General features: G+C 67.6%; 17 protein-coding genes. 14 read left to right on the forward strand and 3 right to left on the reverse strand.

Annotated elements, in window-relative coordinates; translation table 11 throughout:
• The first annotated feature begins 236 nt into the window (after nucleotides 1-236).
• The 7 genes from SROT_RS05615 (at nucleotide 237) to SROT_RS05645 (ending at nucleotide 9,635) form a co-directional block, all read left to right on the forward strand.
• Nucleotides 237-1,847, forward strand: coding sequence for a peptide ABC transporter substrate-binding protein (locus SROT_RS05615; RefSeq protein ID WP_041407711.1), 1,611 nt, complete (start codon nucleotides 237-239; stop codon nucleotides 1,845-1,847).
• Complete coding sequence (locus tag SROT_RS05620; RefSeq protein WP_013138049.1) at nucleotides 1,844-2,773, forward strand: ABC transporter permease; 930 nt, start codon at nucleotides 1,844-1,846, stop codon at nucleotides 2,771-2,773. Before SROT_RS05615 ends, SROT_RS05620 begins: the two co-directional genes overlap by 4 nt.
• Entirely contained in the window at nucleotides 2,770-3,681 is a 912-nt protein-coding gene (locus SROT_RS05625; RefSeq protein ID WP_013138050.1) for an ABC transporter permease, read from the forward strand. Before SROT_RS05620 ends, SROT_RS05625 begins: the two co-directional genes overlap by 4 nt.
• Nucleotides 3,678-5,336, forward strand: coding sequence for an ABC transporter ATP-binding protein (locus SROT_RS05630; RefSeq protein WP_041406979.1), 1,659 nt, complete (start codon nucleotides 3,678-3,680; stop codon nucleotides 5,334-5,336). The genes SROT_RS05625 and SROT_RS05630 overlap by 4 nt, the downstream gene beginning before the upstream one ends.
• Entirely contained in the window at nucleotides 5,336-6,040 is a 705-nt protein-coding gene (locus SROT_RS05635; protein ID WP_013138052.1) for a Fic family protein, read from the forward strand. The genes SROT_RS05630 and SROT_RS05635 overlap by 1 nt, the downstream gene beginning before the upstream one ends.
• A gap of 45 nt (nucleotides 6,041-6,085) precedes the next feature.
• Entirely contained in the window at nucleotides 6,086-7,252 is a 1,167-nt protein-coding gene (locus SROT_RS05640; RefSeq protein ID WP_013138053.1) for a GTP-binding protein, read from the forward strand.
• A 250-nt stretch (nucleotides 7,253-7,502) separates the two neighbouring features.
• Nucleotides 7,503-9,635, forward strand: a complete 2,133-nt coding sequence (locus tag SROT_RS05645) for an acyltransferase family protein (RefSeq protein WP_245535369.1) — start codon at nucleotides 7,503-7,505, stop codon at nucleotides 9,633-9,635.
• A 24-nt stretch (nucleotides 9,636-9,659) separates the two neighbouring features.
• Here the strand turns inward: SROT_RS05645 and treY are convergent, their stop codons facing one another.
• Both treY and glgX read right to left on the reverse strand, forming a co-directional pair.
• A complete protein-coding gene (gene treY, locus SROT_RS05650; RefSeq protein WP_013138055.1) occupies nucleotides 9,660-12,155 on the reverse strand; it encodes a malto-oligosyltrehalose synthase in 2,496 nt (831 codons plus the stop codon).
• Entirely contained in the window at nucleotides 12,155-14,323 is a 2,169-nt protein-coding gene (gene glgX, locus SROT_RS05655; RefSeq protein WP_013138056.1) for a glycogen debranching protein GlgX, read from the reverse strand. Before glgX ends, treY begins: the two co-directional genes overlap by 1 nt.
• Before the next feature lie 106 nt (nucleotides 14,324-14,429).
• Here glgX and SROT_RS05660 point away from each other — a divergent pair, with 106 nt between their 5' ends.
• Genes SROT_RS05660 through SROT_RS05680 form a run of 5 tightly spaced genes read left to right on the forward strand, consistent with a single transcriptional unit; the run spans nucleotide 14,430 to nucleotide 20,117 of the window.
• Entirely contained in the window at nucleotides 14,430-15,737 is a 1,308-nt protein-coding gene (locus SROT_RS05660) for an adenosylmethionine--8-amino-7-oxononanoate transaminase (RefSeq protein ID WP_041407715.1), read from the forward strand.
• Between the two features lie 4 nt (nucleotides 15,738-15,741).
• Nucleotides 15,742-17,052 (forward strand): glycosyltransferase 87 family protein, encoded by a 1,311-nt coding sequence (locus SROT_RS05665; RefSeq protein ID WP_013138058.1) that lies wholly within the window; start codon nucleotides 15,742-15,744, stop codon nucleotides 17,050-17,052.
• Nucleotides 17,009-18,346, forward strand: a complete 1,338-nt coding sequence (locus SROT_RS05670) for a glycosyltransferase 87 family protein (RefSeq protein ID WP_013138059.1) — start codon at nucleotides 17,009-17,011, stop codon at nucleotides 18,344-18,346. The genes SROT_RS05665 and SROT_RS05670 overlap by 44 nt, the downstream gene beginning before the upstream one ends.
• On the forward strand, nucleotides 18,234-19,604 hold the full coding sequence (gene ilvA, locus SROT_RS05675) for a threonine ammonia-lyase IlvA (RefSeq protein WP_049773299.1): 1,371 nt from the start codon (nucleotides 18,234-18,236) through the stop codon (nucleotides 19,602-19,604). The genes SROT_RS05670 and ilvA overlap by 113 nt, the downstream gene beginning before the upstream one ends.
• 39 nt (nucleotides 19,605-19,643) lie before the next feature.
• Nucleotides 19,644-20,117, forward strand: a complete 474-nt coding sequence (locus tag SROT_RS05680; protein WP_013138061.1) for a DUF1440 domain-containing protein — start codon at nucleotides 19,644-19,646, stop codon at nucleotides 20,115-20,117.
• Between the two features lie 34 nt (nucleotides 20,118-20,151).
• On the opposite strand, the gene SROT_RS05685 is transcribed toward SROT_RS05680, so the two are convergent.
• The gene (locus SROT_RS05685) at nucleotides 20,152-20,802 is read right to left on the reverse strand and encodes an ACT domain-containing protein (protein WP_013138062.1); all 651 of its coding nucleotides are present in this window, start codon (nucleotides 20,800-20,802) and stop codon (nucleotides 20,152-20,154) included.
• Nucleotides 20,803-20,900: 98 nt separating this feature from the next.
• Between SROT_RS05685 and gatC the strand changes: the two genes are divergently transcribed.
• Together gatC and gatA are read left to right on the forward strand one after the other, a co-directional pair.
• Entirely contained in the window at nucleotides 20,901-21,236 is a 336-nt protein-coding gene (gene gatC, locus SROT_RS05690; RefSeq protein WP_013138063.1) for an Asp-tRNA(Asn)/Glu-tRNA(Gln) amidotransferase subunit GatC, read from the forward strand.
• Entirely contained in the window at nucleotides 21,233-22,729 is a 1,497-nt protein-coding gene (gene gatA, locus SROT_RS05695; protein WP_013138064.1) for an Asp-tRNA(Asn)/Glu-tRNA(Gln) amidotransferase subunit GatA, read from the forward strand. Before gatC ends, gatA begins: the two co-directional genes overlap by 4 nt.
• Nucleotides 22,730-22,734: the final 5 nt, after the last annotated feature.

Raw genomic sequence — 22,734 nt, forward strand, 5'->3', positions numbered from 1 at the left:
CTAACCCAGGGGTGTGACGTGGGCTATCGGGCAAGTGACAAAGTTATACCGTGCTCGGCCACGTTCCGAGTGGCGGTCATGGCCGTTCTCCGTTAGCGTTAGGCCACTTGTGGTGGCGCGCGGCGCCAATTGTGATTGTGACGAGGAGAATGCCGGTGCGGCGGTGCATCGCTCAATTCCATCGAAAACTCCTGGGCGAGGGTGTTTCGAACCGCCGCCCGCTGCCCGCGCGACAGATGTTTTCAGCGGCGGTCGCGGTCTTCGTGCTCGTCGGCGCTTTGGCCGCGTGCGCGCCGACGCGGGCCGGGGCGGACAGCCGTTTTATCACGGTGCTCTCCATCGAGCCGCAGAACCCGCTCATCCCCTCGAACACGAACGAGATCGGCGGCGGCTGGATCGTGGACCGGCTCTTCGCCGGGCTCGAATACCTTGACGCGGACGGCAACCCGCACGAGGACGCGGCGGAGTCGGTGGCGCTCTCCGCCGACAGACTCGTCTACACGATCAACATCAGGCCGGGCCAGACGTTCAGCAACGGCGAACCGGTGACCGCGCGCTCGTACGTGGACGCGTGGAACTTCGGGGCGCTCTCGACCAACGCGCAGTTGCAAGCCTCGGCCTACGAGAAGATCGCGGGCTACGAAGATCTCGCGGCCGATCCGCCGAGGTCCAAGGCGATGTCCGGGCTGAAGGTGCTCGGCGACCTCGTCTTCACCGTGACGCTTTCCCAGCCCGCCGTCGACTTCAAGAGCGCGCTCGCCTGGTCGCCGTACTACCCGATGCCGCGCGTGGCGTACCGCGACGTCCGGGCGTTCGGCGAGCGCCCGATCGGCAACGGCCCCTACGAGCTCGCCAGCCCGGACGCGTGGCAGCACAACGTGCGGATCGACCTCAAGCGCAGCCCCGCTTACCACGGCCCGCGCCGGGTGAAGAACGACGGCCTCTCGCTGATCTTCTACCAGTCCCACGAGGCGGGCTACGCGGATCTCGTCGGCGGCAATCTCGACTTCCTGTACTTGTTGCCCGACAACGTCCTCGGCGTCTACAAGCGCGACCTCGGCGACCGTTGGCTCAAGCAACCGACCGCGCAGAACTTGCAGTTCTCCATCCCGTTCTATCTGCCGCATTTCAACGGCGAAGAGGGGCGGCTGCGCCGCCGCGCGATCATCGAAGCGATCAACCGGGAGCAGATCGCGAAGGTCATCTTCTACGACACCCGCACACCGATGCGCGACTTCACCTCCTCGGCGCTGCCGGGCTTCGACCCGCACATCCCCGGCTCGGCGGTCCTGGACTACAACCCGGAGCAGGCCCGCGCTTTGTGGGCGCAGGCGGACAGGATCTCCCCGTGGCAGGGGACCCTTTTCTTCGTGTACAACGCCGATGGCGGCCATCAGGCGCTGGTGGACGCGACGACGAACTACCTGCGCCGCACTCTCGGGATCTCCGCCGAAGGCATGCCCAAACAGTCGTTCAAGGAAGTCCGCGACCTGGCGACCCGGCGCCAAATGCCCGGTCCTTTCCGCAACGGCTGGCTGGGCGACTATCCGACCGCGCTGAATTTTCTCGAAACCCAATTCGTCACCTCGGCGGGTTCGAACGACACGCTGTACGCGAACCCCCGGTTCGACGAGCTGCTCCGGCAGGCGGAGTCGGCGCCTGACAGGCAAGCGGCGCTCGTTTCCATCCGGCAGGCGCAGAGCATCCTCTTCGAGGACTTGCCGGTGCTGCCGATGTTCGACTACGTGGCTGTGGCGGGCTACTCGACCAGGCTCGACAATCCGCGCTCCACATGGAACGGCGCGCCGGACTTTGAGAATTTGCAGCTCAAGGACGGCCTCCGATGACCCGCGTGCTCATCGCACGGCTGCTCCAGCTCGTCCCGGTCTTCCTCGGAGCGACGCTCCTCCTGTTCGCCATGGTCTACCTTTTGCCGGGGGACCCGATCGCGGCGCTCGGCGGCGGCAAGAAGCTGGCCCCGAACGTCGAGGCGAACCTGCGTCGGCAGTACCACCTGGACCAGCCGTTCGCCATGCAGTACTGGTACTACCTCAAAGGGATCCTCACCTTCGACTTCGGAACCTCCTACTCCGGCCGCCCCGTCGCGGACATGCTGGCGGAGAAATTCCCGGTCACCGCGCGGCTCGCACTGCTCGCCGGCGCGGTGGAGCTGATCGGCGGAGTGGCGCTCGGCACGGTCTCGGGTTTGCGCAAAGGCCGCTGGTTCGACTCCGCGGTGCTCTTCACGAGCCTGGTCGTCATCGCGATCCCCATCTTCGTGATCGGTCTCGTCGCGCAGTTCGTCCTCGGCGTGCAGTGGGGGATCGCGCCGGTCACGGTCGGCTCGGACGCGAGCTGGGGGAGGCTTTTTGTGCCCGGCGTGGTCCTCGGCCTCGTCTCTTTGGCCTATGTGGTGCGCCTGACCCGCGACTCGGTGTCCGAGACCGCGGACGCGGAATACGTCCGCACGGCGACCGCCAAAGGGCTCTCGCGAGGACGGGTGGTCGTCGTGCACATCCTGCGCAATTCGCTCATTCCCGTCATCACGTTCGTCGGCGCGGACATCGGCGCGCTCATGGGCGGAGCCGTGGTCACCGAAGGCATCTTCAACATCAACGGGGTCGGCAATGCCATCTATCAAGGCGTGATCCGCGGCGAGAGCGGGACGGTGGTCTCATTCGTGACGGTCATCATCGTCGTGTATTTGTTCGCGAACCTGCTGGTCGACTTGCTGTACGCCTTGCTCGACCCCCGCGTCAGGAGGAGCGCGTGACCCACTATGTCGCTCCGGAGGAGCCAGAGCCCCAGGCCGCGTCCCTTGCCGAGCGCCCAGCGAAGGGGTACTGGGGTGAAACGTGGTCGCAGCTGCGGCGAAGCACGAAATTCTGGGTCTCCGCAGCGGTGCTGCTGTTCGTCCTGGCTCTCGTGGCAGCCCCAGATTTTTTCAGCGGCACAGACCCGCGTTCTTGCGACCTCGAGCAAAGCAAGTCGCCGCCGAGCGCGGCGCATCCCTTCGGTGTGGACTTCCAGGGCTGCGACATTTACTCCCGCACCGTCCACGGCGCGCGGGCCTCTGTGGAAGTCGGCGTGGGCACTGCGCTGGCGGTGTTCCTCGTGGGCGGCTTCGTCGGCGTCCTCGCGGGGTATTTCGGAGGTTGGGCGGACGGTGTGCTGTCCAGGGCTTCCGAGATTTTCGCAGGCGTGCCGCTGATCCTCGCCGCCGTGGTGCTGCTGAAAATCTTGCCGCAACGGGGAGTCTTCACGATCATCGCGATCCTCGCCGTCTTCAGCTGGCCGCAAATCGCCCGTGTCGCCAGAGCCGCCGCGGCCATGGCTCGGTCCAAAGACTACGTGCTCGCCGCTCGGTCGCTCGGGGTTTCCACGCCCAAGATCCTGCTGCGGCACATCCTGCCCAACTCTCTCGGCCCCATCATCGCCACCACGACGATCTCGCTCGGCGTTTTCATCGTCGCCGAATCGACCCTTTCCTACATGGGCATCGGCCTGCCGCCCTCGGTCGTGTCCTGGGGCGCCGACATTTCCAGCGGCCAGGCTCGGCTCTTGGAGGGCTCGGCGATGATGTTCTACCCGGCGGCGGCGCTCGGCACAACCGTGCTGGCGTTCATCCTGCTCGGCGACGCGCTGCGCGACGCCACGGACCCGAAGGCGAGACGGCGTTGAGCGAGCCTTTGCTGCAGGTCGACGGTCTTTCGGTCGCGTACGGCGCCGCGCAGGTCACGCACGGGGTCAGTTTCTGCGTCCGATCCGGCGAGACGCTCGCGATCGTGGGGGAGTCTGGCTCTGGGAAATCCACCACCGCGACGGCGGCGCTCGGCCTTTTGCCCAGAGCCGGGCGAGTCCAAGGCGGCCGCATCGTGTTCGGCGGGCGGGATCTTTTGCGGCTTTCCAGCCGGGAGCTGCGGGCCGTGCGCGGCCGCGACATCGGCTACATCCCACAAGACCCGATGTCCAACCTCAACCCGGCGTGGCCGGTCGGATTCCAGATCGCCGAGACCCTGCGGGCGCATGGCGCAGCTGGCGGCAAAGCGGCGCGCGAGCGGGCGGTGGAGCTGCTCGACGAGGTCGGGGTCCCCGATCCGGCCCGGCGGGCCAAGCAGTACCAGCACGAGCTGTCCGGGGGAATGCGCCAGCGTGTGCTGATCGCCATGGCGCTCTCGTGCCGCCCTAAGCTGATCGTCGCCGACGAGCCGACCTCGGCTTTGGACGTGACCGTCGCGCGGCGGATCCTCGACCTGATCGCCGAAATGCAGGAGAAGCTGGGCGCGGCGGTGTTACTGATCACCCATGACCTCGGCCTCGCCGCCGAGCGGGCGAACGAGGTCGTGGTCATGCGCAAGGGCCGTGTTGTTGAGTCCGGGCCGTCTGCGACGGTGCTCGCGCAACCAGGGCACAGCTACACCCGCGCCCTCCTCGCAGCCGCTCCGGGACTCAATGTGCGATCTGCGGCGGCGCATTGCATTGCATCCCCGGATACTCCGGGGATCGCCACCGAAACCCTGGTCCAAAGCGCTGAGCCGGGCGCGCCGCTCCTTGAGGCGACCGGCTTGCGCAAGGTGTACCAGCTCCCCGGTCGCCTCCCGTGGCAAAAAACCCCGTTCACCGCTGTGAACGGGGTGAGTTTCACCGTTCGTCGCGCCCAAACCCTGGCCGTGGTGGGCGAGTCCGGCTCGGGCAAGTCCACCCTGGGTCGGATGACGCTGGGGCTTGAGCATCCGACCGAGGGCGGGGTGCTGTTCGACGGCAAGAGCGTGTTCGCGGCGGATCGGCAGGGGCAGCTGGCGCTGCGCAGGCGGATGCAAGTGGTGTTCCAGGACCCCTACGGCTCGCTCGACCCGATGCACACCGTGGGCGCGGCGGTGGAGGAGTCGCTGAAAACGCACCGCATCGGTGACAAGAAGACCCGCCAACGATTGGTCGCCGAGGCTTTTGACTCCGTGCGCCTGTCCAAGTCGATGCTTGGGCGCTTCCCCAATGAGCTTTCCGGCGGCCAGCGCCAGCGCGTCGCGATTGCTCGGGCATTGGTGCTCTCGCCGGAGCTGATCGTCTGCGACGAGGCCGTGTCCGCGCTCGATGTGCTCGTGCAAGCCCAAGTTCTCGACCTGCTGCAGGCTTTGCAGGAGGAACGGGGGATCTCGTACCTGTTCATCACGCACGATCTGGCGGTGGTCCGCCAGATCGCCGACGAGGTCTTGGTGATGCGCCAGGGCGCGGCGGTGGAGCACGCGCCGGTCGCGGAGATTTTCGAAAACCCCCGCGAGGAATACACCCAGCGCCTGCTGTCGGCGATCCCCGGACATAAGCTTGCTCGTCGATGATGCGTCCAAGCGATCCGCTTTCTGGTGTGCTCGCGCTGCCGGGGGTGGCGGAGACGGCCTCGCAGGCGCAGGATTTCCTCGCCGCTTTGACTCGTCAGCATTTGCGTGGTTGGGAGAAGGCCGCGGCGGAGACGTCTCGTCGGGCGGCTCGGTGCTCGGCCCTGCTCGAGGGCGCTTCGTTGCGCGAGCGCGAAGAGGACGACCCTGATCCGCTTTTGGCCGGGGCGGTCAGAGTCGCCGAAGAGCTCGGCCGTCTCGGGCAGACATGGCGGCGCGCGCCGCTCCAGGTACTCGCGCGGCTGCACACGCTTGCAGCGGCGGATCTCGACATCCCCGTCGAGCAGCTCGGCAGGCCGAAGGCCGACCCGGAGGTCGGGGCTCGGCTCACCGCGTTGGCAGAACTGGTCGCAGGCGGCACACAAGCGCCCGCGCCCGTTCTCGCCTCGATCGCGCACGGCGAGATCCTGGCCCTGCAACCGTTCGGCGCGGCGGATGGGCTCGTCGCGCGGGCAGCAAGCAGATTGACCCTGGTCGCGACGGGGTCCGATCCTCGTGACCTCGCTTTGCCGGAATCGTTCTGGCTGCGTTCGGGCCGCGCGTACCGGCAACGCCTCGACGGCTACGCGGCGGGGACGCAGGACGGCGTGCGCGCGTGGGTGCTTTTCTGCTGCCAGGGGATTCTCTCGTCGGGGGAGCAAGCCTAGCACCTTATTGAAAATCATTTTCAATAAGGTGCTAGGCTTGTCCGCGTGAGATCAGCCCCCAACATCCCCAAAGATTCCCGCCTCCCCGTCACCGTCCTCTCCGGATTCCTGGGCGCGGGCAAGACCACCCTGCTCAACCATGTCCTCGCGAACCGGGAAGGGCGCAAAGTCGCCGTCATCGTCAACGACATGAGCGAGATCAACATCGACGCCGCCCTTGTCGCCGGACAAGGCAGCCTGGACCGCACCGAGGAGAAACTCGTCGAGCTGACCAACGGCTGCATCTGTTGCACCCTGCGCGAAGACCTCATCGAATCCGTCGGCAAGCTCGCCCGCGAAGGCCGTTTCGACCAGCTCCTCATCGAGTCCACGGGGATATCCGAGCCGATGCCGGTCGCGGCCACCTTCGACTGGGAGTTCGAGGACGGCTTTTCGCTCAACCAGATCGCCAAACTCGACACCATGGTCACCGTGGTCGACGCCTCGACCTTCCTCGAAGAGGTCGGCAAGGGAGAAGCGCTGTCCGAGCGCGACCTTGAAGCGGGCGAAGGCGACAACCGCAGCATCTCGGACCTGCTCGTGGACCAGGTCGAGTTCGCCGACGTCATCCTGCTCAACAAGACAGACCTGGTGAACGGGCAGATCGCTGGCGCGCTCGAAGCCCTGCTGCGCAGGATGAACCCGAACGCGAGGATCATTCGCACCGTGCAAGGAGAAGTGCCGATCAGCGAGGTGCTGGGCACCGGCCTTTACAACCCTGAGGCCGCGGCCCTCGCCGACGGCTGGGACGAAGAGCTCGCGGGCGGGCACACCCCGGAGACCGAGGAATACGGGATCCGCAGTTTCGCCTTCCGGGCCGACAAACCGTTCCACCCGCTCCGGTTGCAGGCCGCGCTGCGCGATCTGCGCGGCGTCCTGCGCTCGAAGGGGTTCTGCTGGATCGCGAGCAGGCCCAACATCGCCGCCGTCTGGTCCCAGGCGGGGCCGAACCTCGTCATCGAACCGGCCCAATACTGGGCCGAGACGCCGCTCGAACCGCACCAAGAACTGGTGTTCATCGGTGTGCGGCTCGACATGGAGCGGGTTCGGGCGCTGCTCGTCTCGGCGCTCGTCACCGACGACGAGTTCGCCGCGGGCCCCAAGGCATGGCTCCAGTACGAGGACCCGTTCCCCTCGTGGCAGGACTCGACCACCCACCAGCACGTGCGGTGAACTGCGTCGACGCAGCGGCTTGGCCCGCTCGCGCGCCGCCGTCATGGCGGCAAGGACAAGAAGCCTGACCCGGGCAGAAGCGGCGCAACCGGGCAGGTGGCTTGTGAAGAGGGGTTCCTGTGGATGCGGATGGGGCGTCGTCGCCCGTGGGCGCGCTCATTTCCGCCTCAGCATGACAACGCTCTGTGACGGCGGCGTGAGCGAGCAACACGACCTTCGCGCAAAGATGCAGTACCCTTTGAAGAGATATGTGGCAAGAATTGGCGAGAGCGGACCTGGGAATTTGACGTTCCGGGTGCCAGCGGTCCGCAGAGCCTCTCGTCTGCCGTCACAGGTGGGCGAGAAGCTCGCCGCGTTGCGTTGCGCGCTCGATTCGAAGCTCGCCGAGCGCCCGGAGTTCCGGCCCGAAATCCAGGGATTGCGCGCCCTCGCCGTCTGCCTCGTGGTGCTCTACCATGTCTGGCTCGGCAGAGTTTCCGGCGGAGTCGACGTCTTTTTCGTGCTCACCGGCTTTTTCATCACCGGCAGCCTGCTCAGGGCTGCCCGCGGCGGCTCCGTCGCGCTGCACCAGGTTTGGGCGAGGGTTGTCAAGAGGCTTTTCCCCGCCGCTCTGTTCGTCCTGGGCGCGATCATCGCCGCTGGGATCCTCGTTCTCCCGGAGAGCCGTTGGCAGCAGAGCATCGCTGAGGTCATGGCCTCTGCGGTGTATCTGGAGAACTGGCGATTGGCCGCCGATTCCGCGGATTATTTCGCGCAGCACAACGAGGCGAGCGTGGTGCAGCACTTCTGGTCCCTGTCCATCCAGGGCCAGTTCTACGTGGTGTGGCCGCTGTTGGTCGTCGCGATGGCATGCGCCGCCAAACGTCTGCGGGTCTCCTTGCCCCTGCAGGTGCTTTTCGCCTTGACTGCCGCGTTCGTCTCCTCGTTGTTGTGGTCGGTGCGCTGCACGGCCGCCGACCAGCGTGCCGCCTATTTCAACTCGTTCACACGCGTGTGGGAGTTCGCGTTCGGCGGGTTGCTCGTCTTCGTTTCGGCCGCGCTGACCCTGCCGCGTTGGTCCAGGATCGTCTTGGGCTGGGCCGCGATCGCGGCTTTGGTGCTGTGCGGCCTTGTGCTGCGGGTGTCGTCCCAATTCCCCGGTTACGTCGCGCTTTGGCCGACGACCTGCGCGGCGGTCATCGTCGTGGCCGGCCGCAGCGGCAGCCGCTACGGGGCCGACCGGCTCCTCGGCTCCCGCCTGCTGCGGTATGTGGGGGACATCAGCTACCCGTTGTATCTTTGGCATTGGCCGGTGCTGGTGTTCGCGCTCATTCTTTGGGACCGGCAAGAGCTTGGCCTCCTCGGCGGCGCGGCGGTCATCGCCACCTCGCTGCTGCTGTCCGTGCTGACACACCGCTTCGTGGAGCGGCCAGCGCAAAGCGCCACGGGGGCAGTGGCCCGCGTCGGGTTCTACCGCTTCGGCGCCGTGGCGCTGGCGTGCGTGCTCCTCGCCGCGCAGTGCTGGCAGCTGATCGGCGCGCGCAAGACCACTGATTTGGCAGTCGCGGCCCGCGACGCGGAACATCCAGGCGCGTTGGCACTGGAGTCCTCGCCCGAAGATTTGTCCTCGCCCGGTGTTCCTGTCCCGTCGATGGTGAGCTTGTCGAAGGATTTCGCCGGTTCCGACAAGTTCGACTGCGCCAAGTCCGCGCAGCGTCCAGAACTGGATGTGTGTGTGTTGCGCTCCTCCGAGCACGAGCACCCGCAACTTCGTCTCGCCGTTGTGGGCGATTCCCATGTCACCCAGTTCGTGCCCGCGCTCGAACCGATTGTGCGGGAGAGGCATTGGGAGCTGACGGTGATCGGCAAAGGCGCGTGCCCGTTTTCCACCGCGTCGGAGACCGTCGCCGGGGACGCGAGCTGTGTGCGGCACAACGCCGAAGCTGTCGAGGAAGTGCTCGCCACGCGGCCCGACGCCGTCCTGACCAATGGCACCCGAGACGCGCGGGCGGGGCCCGCCGAGCAGACCCCGCAAGGATTCGTGGACGTCTGGAACCGCTTGCATGAAGCAGGAATCCGGATTCTCGCGGTTCGGGACAACCCTCGGTTCTCCTTCTCCCCGGCCAGGTGCGTCGAGAGCCGCGGCCGCAACGCGCCCACGTGCGGCGCGCCGCGCGCGAGTGTGCTCAAAGCCGTGCCGCCCTACTTCACCATGCCGAACGTCCCGCCGAACGTTTCTTTCCTCGACTTCAGCGATTACATTTGCGCCCATGACTTCTGCCCGCCCATCGTCGGCAACGTCTACGTCTACATGGACGACAATCATCTGAGCGGGACGTATGTGAGCACAATGAGCCCGATCATGGGGTCAATGATCGACGCCGCCCTCGCCGAACAGCATTAGGGCGCCGAGGCGGCGCAGGCCGGTTCAGGGAGCGGATTCGACCAGCAAAGCAACGGGTCGTTCGGCGAAGAGCTCGGCGTAGGGCACAAGGCCCGTCCAGCGTTTCCCGTCCAGCCGGTCCTCCCAGTGCGTGTCGCCGAGGTCGAAGCCTTCGTTCTGCCACCCGCCCTGTTTCTCCAGGGTGGTGGCGAACCGGGTGGCGAGCACGATGACATCCGGCTTGTCGCTGTCGCGCGGGCCCCTGCCGAAGCCGAGGAGGTGCGGGGTCCGGGCGGGAACAGGCCAGTACCCGCCGCCGACGAACGAGTCCGGGCGTTCCCGGCGCAGTCGCAGGGCTGCCCGCACGAGCTGCTGTTTCTCCTCCGTGCCCGCTGCGAGCGCGTCGGCCCGCGCCGCGTAGTCCACCAATCTGCGGTTGTCCGGATCGACGAGCGAGTCCTCGGGGAACTCGGTCCCCTGATAGACGTCGGGGATCCCAGGGCATAAGAGCTGGACGAGCTTTTGCCCGAGGATGTTCGCGCGCTCGGAGGCGGCAAGCTCGGAGCGGAAGAGCCGGATCAGCCCGGCGAATCCGGAGTGCGCCGCCGCGCCGAGCCAGTGGTCGATATCGGTCTCGAACACCAGGTCCGGGTTGTTCCAGCTGGTTTTGAGCCCCGCCTCCCTGGTCGCTTTGCGCGCATAGGCGCGCACGCGCGCGAAGACGTCGTCGGGCACTTCGTCGAGCTTCTGGCGCCAGCCCTCGCTCGAAGCCCGGTACTCTTCGCGCAGCGCAGCGACGTCCGCGCCGTTGCGCTGGCGTTCCTCCAAGGCTTGCTCCAACTCGCGCATGGGCGCCGGGACCGGCAATGGCGCAGGCAGCACACCCCAGAGGGTCTGCCAGAGGAAATAGCCGGTCACACCGCCCGCCGAGGCGGAAAAGTCGTGGCCGGACGGGAAGAGGTATCCGGGCTGCCCGGCGTGGTCGGGGGGCAGGTCGAGCACCCCTTCGTCGAAATACACCAGCCTGGACCAGATGGGCGACTCCGCGATGAGCGCGAGCCGGGCCCGCACGTCTTCGCCGCGTTTGGTGTCGTGGGTCGAGAGGGTGGTCATCGTCTTCGGCAGCCGCTCGGCCCGAGACGCCATGCGGCGATGGAACTCGTCCAACGCAACCCCGAACTGCTCCGGGGCCCCGCCGACCTCTTGGAGGCCGATGAGCCGGGCAGTGCGGTAAAACAGCCGGTCCTCCATGCCTTTGGCCATGACCGGGCCGCACAGCTGGTGGAACCGGACAGCGCTTTCGCCGCCCTTGGCGAGCACGTCGGCAGTCACGTCGACGGCTGGGCCGTGCTCGGGTTTTTCCGCCCGCACCTGTGCGAGCGCATCGGCGAGCGCGCCGGTGAGCGACGGGTAGTCGGCCCGGTACACGTTCAACCGCAGGATGATCTCCGCGATGGCGCCGGCCAGCGCGTTCGGGTCGAGCCCGGTGCCGCTTTCACGCTGCACGCACCGCACCAGCCTGCGCAGCTCTGAGCGCAGGGCGCCGAGCAAAGCTTCGCGCCGCGCCGCGAGCCCCGCTATTTCGAGCGCCCCCTCGTCCCCAGGGTCGCCGGTGACCTCCAAGGACAGCTCGGTGAGCCGGTCCTCGCCGCCGGGGTGCACGAACACGCCGCAGACCTCCTGCAGCGCCGCATACCCCGTCGTGCCGTCCACCGGCAGAGCGGGGTCCAGACGTTCGTCTTTGTGCAGGATCTTCTCGATCACGAGCCACCGGTCAGGGCCGATGAGCTCGCGCAAGTCCCGCAAGTAGCCGACCGGGTCGGCGAGCCCGTCGGGGTGGTCGACCCGAAGCCCGTCGATCCAGCCCGCGTCCACGAGCGATTTGAGCTCGGCGTGGCTGGCGGCGAACACCTCCGGGTCCTCTTGGCGCAATCCGGCGAGCTCGTTCACACTGAAAAACCGGCGGTAGCCGACCCGGTCCGTGTTCCACGGCACGAGCCGGTAATGCTGGCGGTCGTGGACCTGCCGGGGCTCGCCCGAGCCCGTGCCCTCGGCGAGCGGGTAGCGGTGCTCGAAGTACCGCAGCTCCCCGTCCTGGACCGCAAGCTTGTCCAGGTCGTTCGCGGAGCCGAGGACCGGCAGGTTGAACCGTTCCTCCTCGTCCCAGTCGATGTCGAAGAACTTCGCGTACGCGCTGCGCGTGCCGCGCGACAGCACATCCCACCACCAGGGGTTCTCATGCGGGACCGCGACGCCCATGTGGTTGGGCACGATGTCGACGATCAGCCCCATGCCGAACTCGTGCGCCTTGCGCGCGAGCGCTTCGAACCCGGCGCGCCCGCCGAGCTCTTCGCGCACCGTGGTCGGGTCGGTCACGTCGTAGCCGTGCGTCGAGCCTGCGACCGAGGTGAGAATGGGGGAGAGGTAGAGGTGGCTCACCCCCAAGTCGTGCAGATACGGCAGCTGCTGCGCGGCTTCGGCGAATGTGAACTCGGGGCGCAGTTGCAATCGATAGGTCGAGGTGATCGGCCGAGGAACCACTACTTCACTTTCTGGAGCATGAGAAGGGAGCGGGAGGCGAGGTTGATGGCGTCGCCGGCGTTCGCGGTGAGCTGGCCCCGGCCGCGTGGCCGGGACGTGTCGAGCACCGCCATCCATTGCGCGCCGAACGCGCCGTCCGGCACGACGAATTTCAGCGCCTCGTAGTGCGCGTTGAAGCAGAGCAGGAACGAGTCGTCCACGACCCGCTCGCCTCGCGAGTCCGGCTCGGGTATGGCGTTGCCGTTGAGGAAGACCATGAGGGATTTGCCGAAGCCGCTGTCCCAGTCCTCGCCGGTCATCTCCCGCCCGTCCGGCGTCAGCCACGCGATGTCGCGCTCCTGGTCCCCGCCCCTGATGGGCCTTCCCGCGAAGAAGCGCCTGCGCCGGAAGACCGGGTGGGACTTGCGGAGCTGGATGACGTGTTTGGTGAAGTCGAAAAGCTCCGCGTTTTCCTCCGTGAGGGACCAGTCGATCCAAGAGATCTCGTTGTCCTGGCAGTACACGTTGTTGTTGCCGTGCTGTGTGCGCCCCATCTCGTCGCCGTGCAACAGCATCGGCGTGCCTTGGCTGAGCAGCAGCGTCGCGAGGATGTTGCGGCGCTGGCGCGCGCGCAGCTGAAGGATCTCCGGGTCGTCGGTCGGCCCTTCCGCCCCGCAGTTCCACGACCTGTTGTGGCTCTCGCCGTCCCGGCTGTCCTCGCCGTTCTCCTCGTTGTGCTTCTCGTTGTAGGAGACGAGGTCGTTGAGGGTGAACCCGTCGTGCGCGGTGACGAAATTGATGCTCGCGCCGGGCCGTCGGCCGGTCGCCGCGTAGAGGTCCGAGGACCCCGTGAGGCGATAGGCGAACTCCCCGAGGGTCGAAGGCTCTCCGCGCCAGAAGTCGCGCACCGTGTCCCGGTAGCGCCCGTTCCACTCGGACCACACGCCGGGGAAGTTGCCGACCTGGTAGCCGCCTTCGCCGATGTCCCACGGCTCGGCGATCAGTTTGACTTGGCTGACCACCGGGTCTTGCTGGACCAGGTCGAAGAACGCGGAGAGCCGGTCCACGTCGTGCAGTTCCCGTGCGAGGGTGGACGCGAGGTCGAACCGGAAGCCGTCCACATGCATCTCCAGGACCCAGTAGCGCAGCGAGTCCATGATGAGCTGCAGGGTGTGCGGATGGCGCACGTTGAGGCTGTTCCCGGTGCCGGTGTAGTCGACGTAATAGGTTTTGTCCTCGTCCGAGAGCCGGTAGTAGGCCGCGTTGTCGATGCCTCGAAAGCTCACGGTCGGGCCTTCGTGGTTGCCCTCGGCGGTGTGGTTGTAGACCACGTCCAGAATGACCTCGATGCCTGCTTTGTGCAGGTCCGCCACCATCGACTTGAACTCGGCCACAGCTGCTTCCGGGTGCTTCGCCGCGGCGTATTGCGCGTGCGGGGCGAGGAAGCCGATGGTGTTGTAGCCCCAATAGTTGGAGAGGCCTTTGTCGAGCAGGAACCCGTCTTGGAGGAATTGGTGCACCGGCATCAGCTCGATGGCGGTGACGCCGAGCTCGGTCAAATGGTCGATGACCGCGGGGTGCGCCACCCCCGCGTATGTGCCGCGGAGGCTCTCGGGCACTTTCGGATGAGTCTTGGTCAGCCCTTTGACGTGCGCCTCGTAGATGACAGTCTCGTTGTAGGGGCGGTTCGGCGGATGGTCGGTGGACCAGTCGAAGAACGGGTTGATCACCACGCAAGTCATGGTGTGGTCGCTCGAACCCCCGGCGGGGCTGCCGTGCAGGCCGTTCGGGTCGAAGGCTTTGCCGTAGGGGTCGAGCAGCAGCTTCGTGGGGTCGCAGCGCAAGCCTTGCTCCGGCTGGAAGCGGCCATGGACCCGGTACGCGTAGCGCTGGCCGGGGCCGACTTCTGGCAGGTAGGTGTGCCAGACGTAGCCGTCGACCTCTTCGAGGGGCACTCGGGTCTCGCCGCCGTCCGGGGCGATCAGGCAGAGCTCCACCCGCTCGGCCGCTTCAGTGAACAGCGAGAAGTTGGTGCCCACACCGTCGAACGTCGCGCCGAGCGGATAGGGCGTGCCCGGCCAAACTCGCAGATCGGCGGAGGCGAGGGACTGCACGACCCCTTCGCGGAGCGAGCCCTGTTGGGCGGGGGCGGGCCCGCCCGCCGGCGGAGTGTCTTGCGGTGCTGTCATTGTGGTTCGACCTTATCGTGCCGTGCAGGCAGCCGCCACTGCTTGCTGGTCACAGCATGCCCAGTGCGGCGCGGCGGGCACAGGCAGCCGCCGTAGCATGGTCTTCATGACCTTGCCGCCCGAGGCCGCCTCGCTGTCGCTGGACGAGGTCTTGCGCATTGACCGCGAGCACCTCTGGCATCCCTACGCCAGGCTCGGCGGCGGCCCTGCGCCCCTCGTGGTCCGCGAGGCGCATGGCACGCGCCTCGTGCTCGCCGACGGCCGGGAGCTGGTCGACGCCATGAGCTCCTGGTGGGCGGCGGTCCACGGCTACCGGCATCCGGCGCTGGACGCGGCGGCGGCGGCGCAGTTGCGCTCGATGAGCCACGTCATGTTCGGCGGCCTCACCCACGAGCCCGCCGCCCGGCTCGGCGCGCTGCTCGTGCAGACAACCGGCATGGACACGGTGTTCTTCTGCGATTCCGGGTCGGTCGCGGTCGAGGTCGCGGTCAAGACCGCGTTGCAGTACCAGCGCGCGGCCGGCTCCCCGGGGCGGCGCAAACTGTTGACCCCCCGGGGCGGCTATTACGGGGACACCTTCACGCCGATGAGCTTGTGCGACCCGGTCGGCGGCATGCATTCGCAGTGGACGGGGGTCCTCGCCGAACAAGTTTTCGCGCCTGAGCCGCCCAGGACGTCCGGCCCGGCCTGGGACGAAGAGGTGCGCAGGATCGCGGCCGAGCACTCGCACGAGCTCGCCGCTGTCATCGTCGAGCCGGTCGTCCAGGGCGCGGGCGGCATGCGCATGTACGACCCGCGATGCCTGGTGACGTTGCGCGAGGTCGCCGACGAACATGGTTTGCTGTTGATTTTCGACGAGATCGCCACTGGGTTCGGCCGCACCGGCGAACTGTTCGCCGCCGAACACGGCGCCGGGGTCCGCCCGGACATCATGTGCGTGGGCAAAGCGCTCACCGGCGGATATTTGACCCTGGCGGCAGTGCTCGGCCGTCGCGGGATCGCCGAGGCCATCAACGAGACCGGCGCAGGCGCCTTGTTGCACGGGCCCACGTTCATGGCCAACCCGCTCGCGTGCGGCGTCGCTGTCGCGTCCGTGGAGCTGTTGCTGGCAAGCGACTGGCGGGGCGAGGTCGCGCGGATCGAACAAGCGCTCGCCCGAGGGCTCGGCCCCTTGCGGCAGGCCGAGGGGGTGCGCGACGTCCGGGTGCTCGGCGCGATCGGGGTCGTGCAGCTCGACCGCCCGGTGGATGTGGCTCGGGCCACCGCGACAGCAGTGCGGCACGGGGTGTGGCTGCGCCCTTTCCGGGATCTGGTGTACACGATGCCGCCGTACATCGCATCCGACTCCGACCTGGAGCTCGTGTGCGCGGCGATACGCGCCGTGACAGCCGAAGAGGGCAGCTCGGTAGGATGACGCTGTGATCGGACACACGCAGCCCGCGGGCGGGGCGCGCCAGCTGCGGGGCTTCCGGCCGCTGGATCTGCTGTTGGTGCTCCTCGCCTGCGTCGCGGTGACCTTGTTCGTCCAGTTCGTCCTGCTCGACTCGATCCAGGCCGGGGATTTCGAGGTGTACCGCCTCGGAGCCGAGCAGGCGTTCTCGGGCGCGGACGTGTACAGCATGCTGCTCAAGGGCCAATGGACCCCGCCTCAGGGCATTCCGTTCACCTACACCCCGTTCGCGGCGCTGTTCCTCTGGCCGACCACGTTGTTCTCCACGGCGGTCGCGGTGACGTGGTGGAATGTTCTCGCCATGGCGTGTCTGGCGGCCTCGCTGCACTACGCCTGGGCCGACGCGCGCAGCCGAACCCCTCGGCCCGCCGGGCGGTTCGGGGTTGTGTGGGACAGCCGGCGGTGGCCGCGGATCTTGGCGTGCCTCGTCCTGCTGCTTGCGGCAAGCAACCTCGTGCCTTTCCATCTGGTGCGCGGACAGATCAATCTGTTGCTCATGGGAATGTGTTTGTTCGATGTGTCGCGCTCCGACGACACCCGGCTGGGGCGGTGGCTGCCGAAAGGCGCATTGGTGGGCGTCGCGGCAGCGGTCAAACTCACCCCGCTGCTGTTCCTCGTGCAGTTCCTCATCATCAGGCAGTGGCGGTTGGCCATCTGGACAGTGGTCGGAGCCGGTCTCGCCACCGCCGCCGGTTTCCTCGCCTTCCCGGCGATGTCATGGCGCTTTTTCACCGAGAAGATCTGGCATCTTTCCAGCAGCGTGGCCTACGACCCGAAGATGTTCGCGAGCTCGGGCAACGGCTCGATCCAAGGCGCGACAGCGTTCTTCGGCGGGCCGTCCTGGCTCGGAGCAGGTTTGGCGGCGGTTTTCTGCGTCTTCGGGCTCTGGTGCGCCAGAGCCGCGTTCCGCGGCCGGGGGCTGTTGGCGAGCACAGTGGCCGCCGGGCTCACCGCGACTTTGGTCACGCCGGTGAGCTGGATCCACCACGCGGTGTTCCTGTTCCCCGCTGTGGCGATCTTGCTCATGGACACGGGGCGCGTCGGGAGAAAGACCGCGATAGTGCTCGCGGCCGTCTTGTTCGTGCCGGGGCAAACCATCGCGGACCATTTGCTCGCGGCGCATCAGTGGTGGCTCTGGCCGTTGGCGTTGCCACTGCGGTTCGCACAAGCGGCCAGCGAGGTCTGCGCGCTCGTCCTCCTTGCCGCCCCGCCCGCAGTGGCAGGATGGACATGTGATGAGCCGCGCCGTGGAAGAGCCCCGGGCGCCGTTGTGGCGTGACGGCGCGTTGGTGCTCGCCGCATGCGCGTTGGGCGCGCTCGTCGGCGAACGCCTCACCTCCACGGTCAAACCGGTGGATTTCCAGGTGTACCGGATCGGAGCCCAAACCGCGTTGGCCGGTGGGGACGTGTACGCGCACTGGTTGCACGGGCTCGACATCGCCCCGACGGGGCTGCCGTTCACCTATCCGCCCTTCGCCGCGCTGTTCCTCTTGCCGACCACCTGGTTCCCGCCTGCCGTCGCGGCATTGCTCTGGAGCGTCCTGGCGATGGCCTGCCTCGCGGTTTCTTTGCATGTCGCACGGCCAGCCTGGGCGGATCTGCCCTCGCCCAAGCTGGCAGGTTTCAGCCGGTGGCCGCTCTGCCTCGCGGGGCTCCTGCTGGTCCTCTCGCTCAGCGACGTGGTCAACCAACATCTCGCCTACGGTCAGATCAACCTGTTGCTCATGGGAATGTGCCTTGTCGACGTGGCCCGCTCCGACGACACTCGGCTGGGGCGGTGGCTGCCGAAAGGGACGCTCATCGGCGTGGCAGTGGCGGTCAAACTGTTCCCGGTCTTTTTCGTGGCGCTCTTTCTGCTGTTGCGCCAGTTCCGGTTGGCGCTCTGGACGGTCGGAGGCGCGCTGGCGGCCACAGCGGCTGGTTTTCTGGCGTTCCCCGAGATGTCGACGCGGTTTTTCCGTACCACCTTCTGGGGGCTGTCCGACAGCGTCGCGTTCGCCCCGGAGATGTTCGCGAGCCCGGGCAACGCGTCCGTGCAAGGCGCTGTGGCGTTTTTCGGCGGTCCGCATTGGCTCGGCTCGGCGTGCGCCGCCGCGGTCGGCGCGGCCGGTCTTTGGCTCGCGCGCACGACGTATCGGACAACAGGGCTGTTGCATGCCGTTGTCTCGGCAGGAGTGACTGCCACAGTCATCACCCCGGCGAGCTGGATCCACCGCGCGGTGTTCTTCATCCCCGCTGTGCTCATCCTGTATTGGAACGGGAATCTCTCGCAGCGGCGCGTCGCGCTGGCGCTCGGGGCGGTGCTGTTCCTTTGGTGTCCTTCGCTCGCGAACATGCTCGCCGCGACCCATCAGCCCGTGCTCGCCCCCGCTGCGTTCGTGCTCCGCTTCGCCCAGCAGGCGGCGGAGTTCGTCGTCGTCGTGTTGCTTGCCCGTTTGCCGGGGATGGCAAGATGGACGGGTGAACAGTCCCAGCCAGACCCATCAGCCAGTCCGAGAGGTGACGGCGGCGGATGTGGACGCGGCCGCGGCGCGGTTGTCCGGTGTGGCGGACCGGACGCCGCTCCAGCGTGACCGGCGCCTGTCGGCGCAGTTCGGCGTCGAGCTGTATCTGAAGCGGGAAGACCTCCAGGTGGTCCGCTCGTACAAGCTCCGAGGCGCGTACAACCTCATGTCGCAGCTTTCTCACGAGGAGAAAGCGGCGGGCGTGGTGACGGCCAGCGCTGGGAACCACGCCCAGGGCGTGGCCTACGCCTGCCACGCGATGGGCGTGTTCGGCAGGATCTATGTGCCCAACACGACCCCTCGTCAGAAACGCGACCGCATCCGCGCGCACGGCGGCGACTTCATCGAGTTGATCTCCACGGGGGACAACTACGACGCGGCGGCGCACGCAGCGCACGCCGACGCGGACCAGACGGGCGCGACGCTCGTGCCCTCGTTCAACGACCCGCGCACAGCTGCCGGGCAGGGCACCATCGCCAAAGAGATCCTTGAGCAGCTCGCCGCGTGCGGCGCTGCGGCGTTCCCCGACGTCGTGGTCGTTCCGGTGGGCGGCGGCGGCTGCGTGGCAGGCATCGCCGCGTACCTCGCGGAGCGCTCTGCGCAGACCGCCGTCCTCGCCGTGGAACCGGCGGGCGCGGCCTGCCTCGCGGCGGCGCTCGTGGCCGGGGCCCCGGTGACTTTGCCGGCGATCGACCCGTTTGTGGACGGAGCGGCCGTGCGGCGCGTGGGCGACGTCGCCCACCGGGTGCTTTCGGCCCTGGGGGCCAAGACGAGGGCGGCGCCGAACACGCCGCTGCTCATGTCTGGCGCGGACAGCCAACGCGCAGAGCTCTCACCAGGGTCGATTGTGGTGACCCAGGTGGACGAGGGCGCGCTGTGCACGACCATTTTGGACCTGTACCAGAACGGCGGGATCATCGCCGAACCCGCCGGGGCGCTTGCGGTGGCCGCGCTCGACCAAGTGCGCCTGCCCGCAGGAGCGACCGTGGTGTCGTTGATCTCGGGCGGCAACAACGACGTCTCCCGCTACGGCGAGATCTTGGAGCGCTCGCTGGTGCACAAGGGCCTCAAGCATTACTTCCTCGTGGACTTCCCCCAGGAGCCTGGGGCGCTGCGCAGATTCTTGGAGCAGGTCCTCGGCGCCGAGGACGACATCACCGTGTTCGAGTACATCAAGCGGGACAACCGCGAGCTCGGCGCTGCCCTCGTGGGCATAGAACTCGGCCAAGCCGCGGACCTCGGCCCGCTCATGGAGCGAATGGACCGTTCGGGCCTGAGCTGCGAACGGTTGCTTCCGGGCACCGCCGCGTACCGCTACCTGACCTAACCGCTTCTGGCGCACGCCGCGCGACACGAAAGGACACCAGTGGGCAAGCAAGTGAAGGCGATCGGCGCATTGGCAGCAGGAGCTGTCGGCGGTTTCGTGAAACTCGGCTGGGAAACGGTGCTTCCCGCTCGCACGCCCGACCGGGTCTCGCCGCCGGTCGTGCTGCTCGACAAACTCGGACTGCCCGCTGACGGGTGGACGTACAGTTTCTCCGGGCACACGATGAACCTGGGGGGTTTCGCGGTGCATTTCGCGTTCTCGGTGGCCTTCGCGGCGCTGTACTTCAGCGTGGTCGAGCGATTCCCGGCGGCAGGGGTTTTCCGCGGCGCGGTTTTCGGCCTGCTCGTGTGGGTCGGCGCGCACTTGATCGCGATGCCGCTGCTCGGCTTGACCCCGCCCGCCGCCGCGCTGCCCTTGGACGAGAATGTGTCTGAGGCATTGGGGCATGTCGTGTGGCTGTGGGTGATCGACGCTTTCCGGCCGGGCCGGGCCGCGCGGCGATCCCCGGCGTGACGGCGCCGCGGAAGCCTCACGAGCGCCGTGGCGGTTAGCGCAGCACCGTTGCCAAGATGCCGGTCACATAGCCGAGCCTGGCGACTTCGGCGGGGCGGAATCCCGGCCCGCCCGGTCGGCCGAGGATAATGACGAGGTCTTTTTCCCCGAGCGGCGCGGCGGCCAGCGCAGTGTCCAGGTCTCGCCAGACCTGCGGGACCCAATCGGCTTCCCCGTCCAGCGCCCGCGCTCCTTCAAGCCCCAACACGGGGATCTGGTAGCCCCCCGGTTCGGGGGCTCCGGAACTCGAATTGATCGGCTCCAGGCCGTTTGCGCCGCTCACCGCGATCACACACCACCCGGCGTGCAGCACCCGGGGCGCTTCGTCCGCCAGGATTTGCAGCCGGTTCTCCTGCGAGGTGGCGACCTGGTCGATCAACGTGAGCTCGCGATGGGTGTCGAGCAACCCGGTGTAGGGGCGGATCGCGTCGACCCGGACGCCGCGAATCTGCTCGGCGGCGGTGATGAGGGAATCGGGCAGACGGTCGGTCGGAAGGTCGACCACGATGTCGTCGACGGCATAGCCAGTGCCGCGCTCCACGACTTCCAGTGACACGATGTCGGCTCCGACAGTGCCAAGCGCCACAGCGAGCGCCCCGAGACTGCCTGGGCGGTCTTCGAGTTCGACCCGGATCAGGTAGTACACCTAGCAAGGCTACCTCGTCATCATCGCCGCGCCCAACTCTCGCCGTGGGCGAGGAGAGCCCGAGCTTGCCGTTCTCGGCGTGTGGGAGAATGCTCCGCATGACCCAAGCACCGAAGATAACGAGGGAACAGGTGGCCCATCTGGCCTCGTTGGCGCGGATCGAGCTCGACGAAGCCGAGCTCGGCGCTTTCGCCAGCCAGCTCGACGACATCCTCCAAACGGTGAAAGCGGTCGATGATTTGGCGGATTCGGCTCAGGCCGAGCAGGGGGGCGAGCACAAGGAATGGCAAGAGCCTTGGCTCTTCGGCGCGGTCAACGTGGTGCGGGCCGACGAGCCGCTGCCGTCGCTGTCCGCCGCCGACGCGCTCGCCGCCGCTCCGGCCGCCCGAGACGACAAGTTCGTCGTGCCGCGCATCCTGGGGGAGGAGCTGTGAGCGCAAACACCCAGGAGATCACCACCAGCTCAGCGGCCCACCTCGCCGAACTGATCCGTTCCAAAGAGCTTTCTTCGGTCGAAGTGGTGCAGGCCCATCTCGGGCGAATCGGCGAAGTGGACGAGCGGCTGCACGCCTTTCTGCATGTCGCAGGCGATGAGGCGCTGGCGACGGCCCGCTCGGTGGACGAGTCCCTCGCTCGGGGCGAGGCCCCGGCCTCTCCGCTCGCGGGGGTGCCGGTCGCGCTCAAGGACATCTTCACGACCAAGGGCATGCCGACGACGGCGGGCTCGAAAATCCTGGACGGATGGCGTTCGCCGTACGACGCGACGGTGACGGAGAAGCTGCGCCGCGCGGGCTTGCCGATCCTCGGCAAGACGAACACCGACGAGTTCGCCATGGGCTCCTCGACGGAGAACTCCGCGTATGGCCCGACCCGCAACCCGTGGGACCTCGCCCGCACGCCGGGCGGCTCCGGCGGCGGCAACTCCGCCGCGCTCGCCGCGTTCGAGGCTCCGCTCGCCGTGGGCACCGACACCGGCGGCTCGATTCGCCAGCCCGCGGCGCTCACCGGCACCGTCGGCGTGAAACCCACGTACGGGACGGTCTCCCGGTACGGCATGATCGCGTGCGCGTCCTCGCTCGACCAGGGCGGCCCAGGCGCGCGGACAGTGTTGGACGCGGCGCTTTTGCACGAGGTCATCGCGGGCCACGACCCGAAGGACGGCACCTCCACGAAACGTGCGGTGCCTTCGGTCGTCGAAGCCGCGAAAGCCGGGGCGGCGGGAGATCTGAAGGGCCTGAAGGTCGGTGTGGTCAAAGAGCTCCACGGCTACGGCTACCAGCCGGGGGCCTACGCGGCGTTCGAGGCGGCTGTTCGGCAGGTGCAGGCGCTCGGAGCGGAGGCGGTCGAGGTCTCCTGCCCGCACTTCCCGTTCGCGATGCCCGCCTACTACCTCATCCTGCCGTCGGAGGTCTCCTCGAACCTCGCCCGGTTCGACGGCGTCCGCTACGGCGCCCGCGTTGGCGACGACGGGCGGGCCGATGTGGCGAGTGTGATGACGGCGAGCCGTTCCTCAGGCTTCGGGCCGGAGGTCAAACGCCGGGTCATCATCGGCACGTACGCCCTTTCCGCCGGTTACTACGACGCTTTTTACGGGCAGGCCCAGAAAGTGCGGGCCTTGGTCGCCCAAGATTTCGACCGGGCTTACGAGCGGGTCGACGTGATCCTCGCGCCGACGACCCCGACCACGGCGTTCCCGCTCGGGGAGCGGGTGGACGACCCGGTGGCGATGTACCGGTTCGACCTGTGCACCATTCCGACGAACCTCGCCGGGCACCCTGGCATGTCCGTTCCGGCGGGGTTCTCCGCCGACGACGGACTGCCGGTGGGCCTGCAAATCCTCGCCCCGGCGCTCGCGGACGACCGGCTTTACCGGGTTGGGGCCGCCTACGAGGCCGCCAGGGGTCCGCTGCCGCACGCTTCGCTCTGATGGGT

Origin of the sequence: Segniliparus rotundus DSM 44985 (genome assembly GCF_000092825.1) — a bacterium.
Classification (GTDB): domain Bacteria; phylum Actinomycetota; class Actinomycetes; order Mycobacteriales; family Mycobacteriaceae; genus Segniliparus; species Segniliparus rotundus.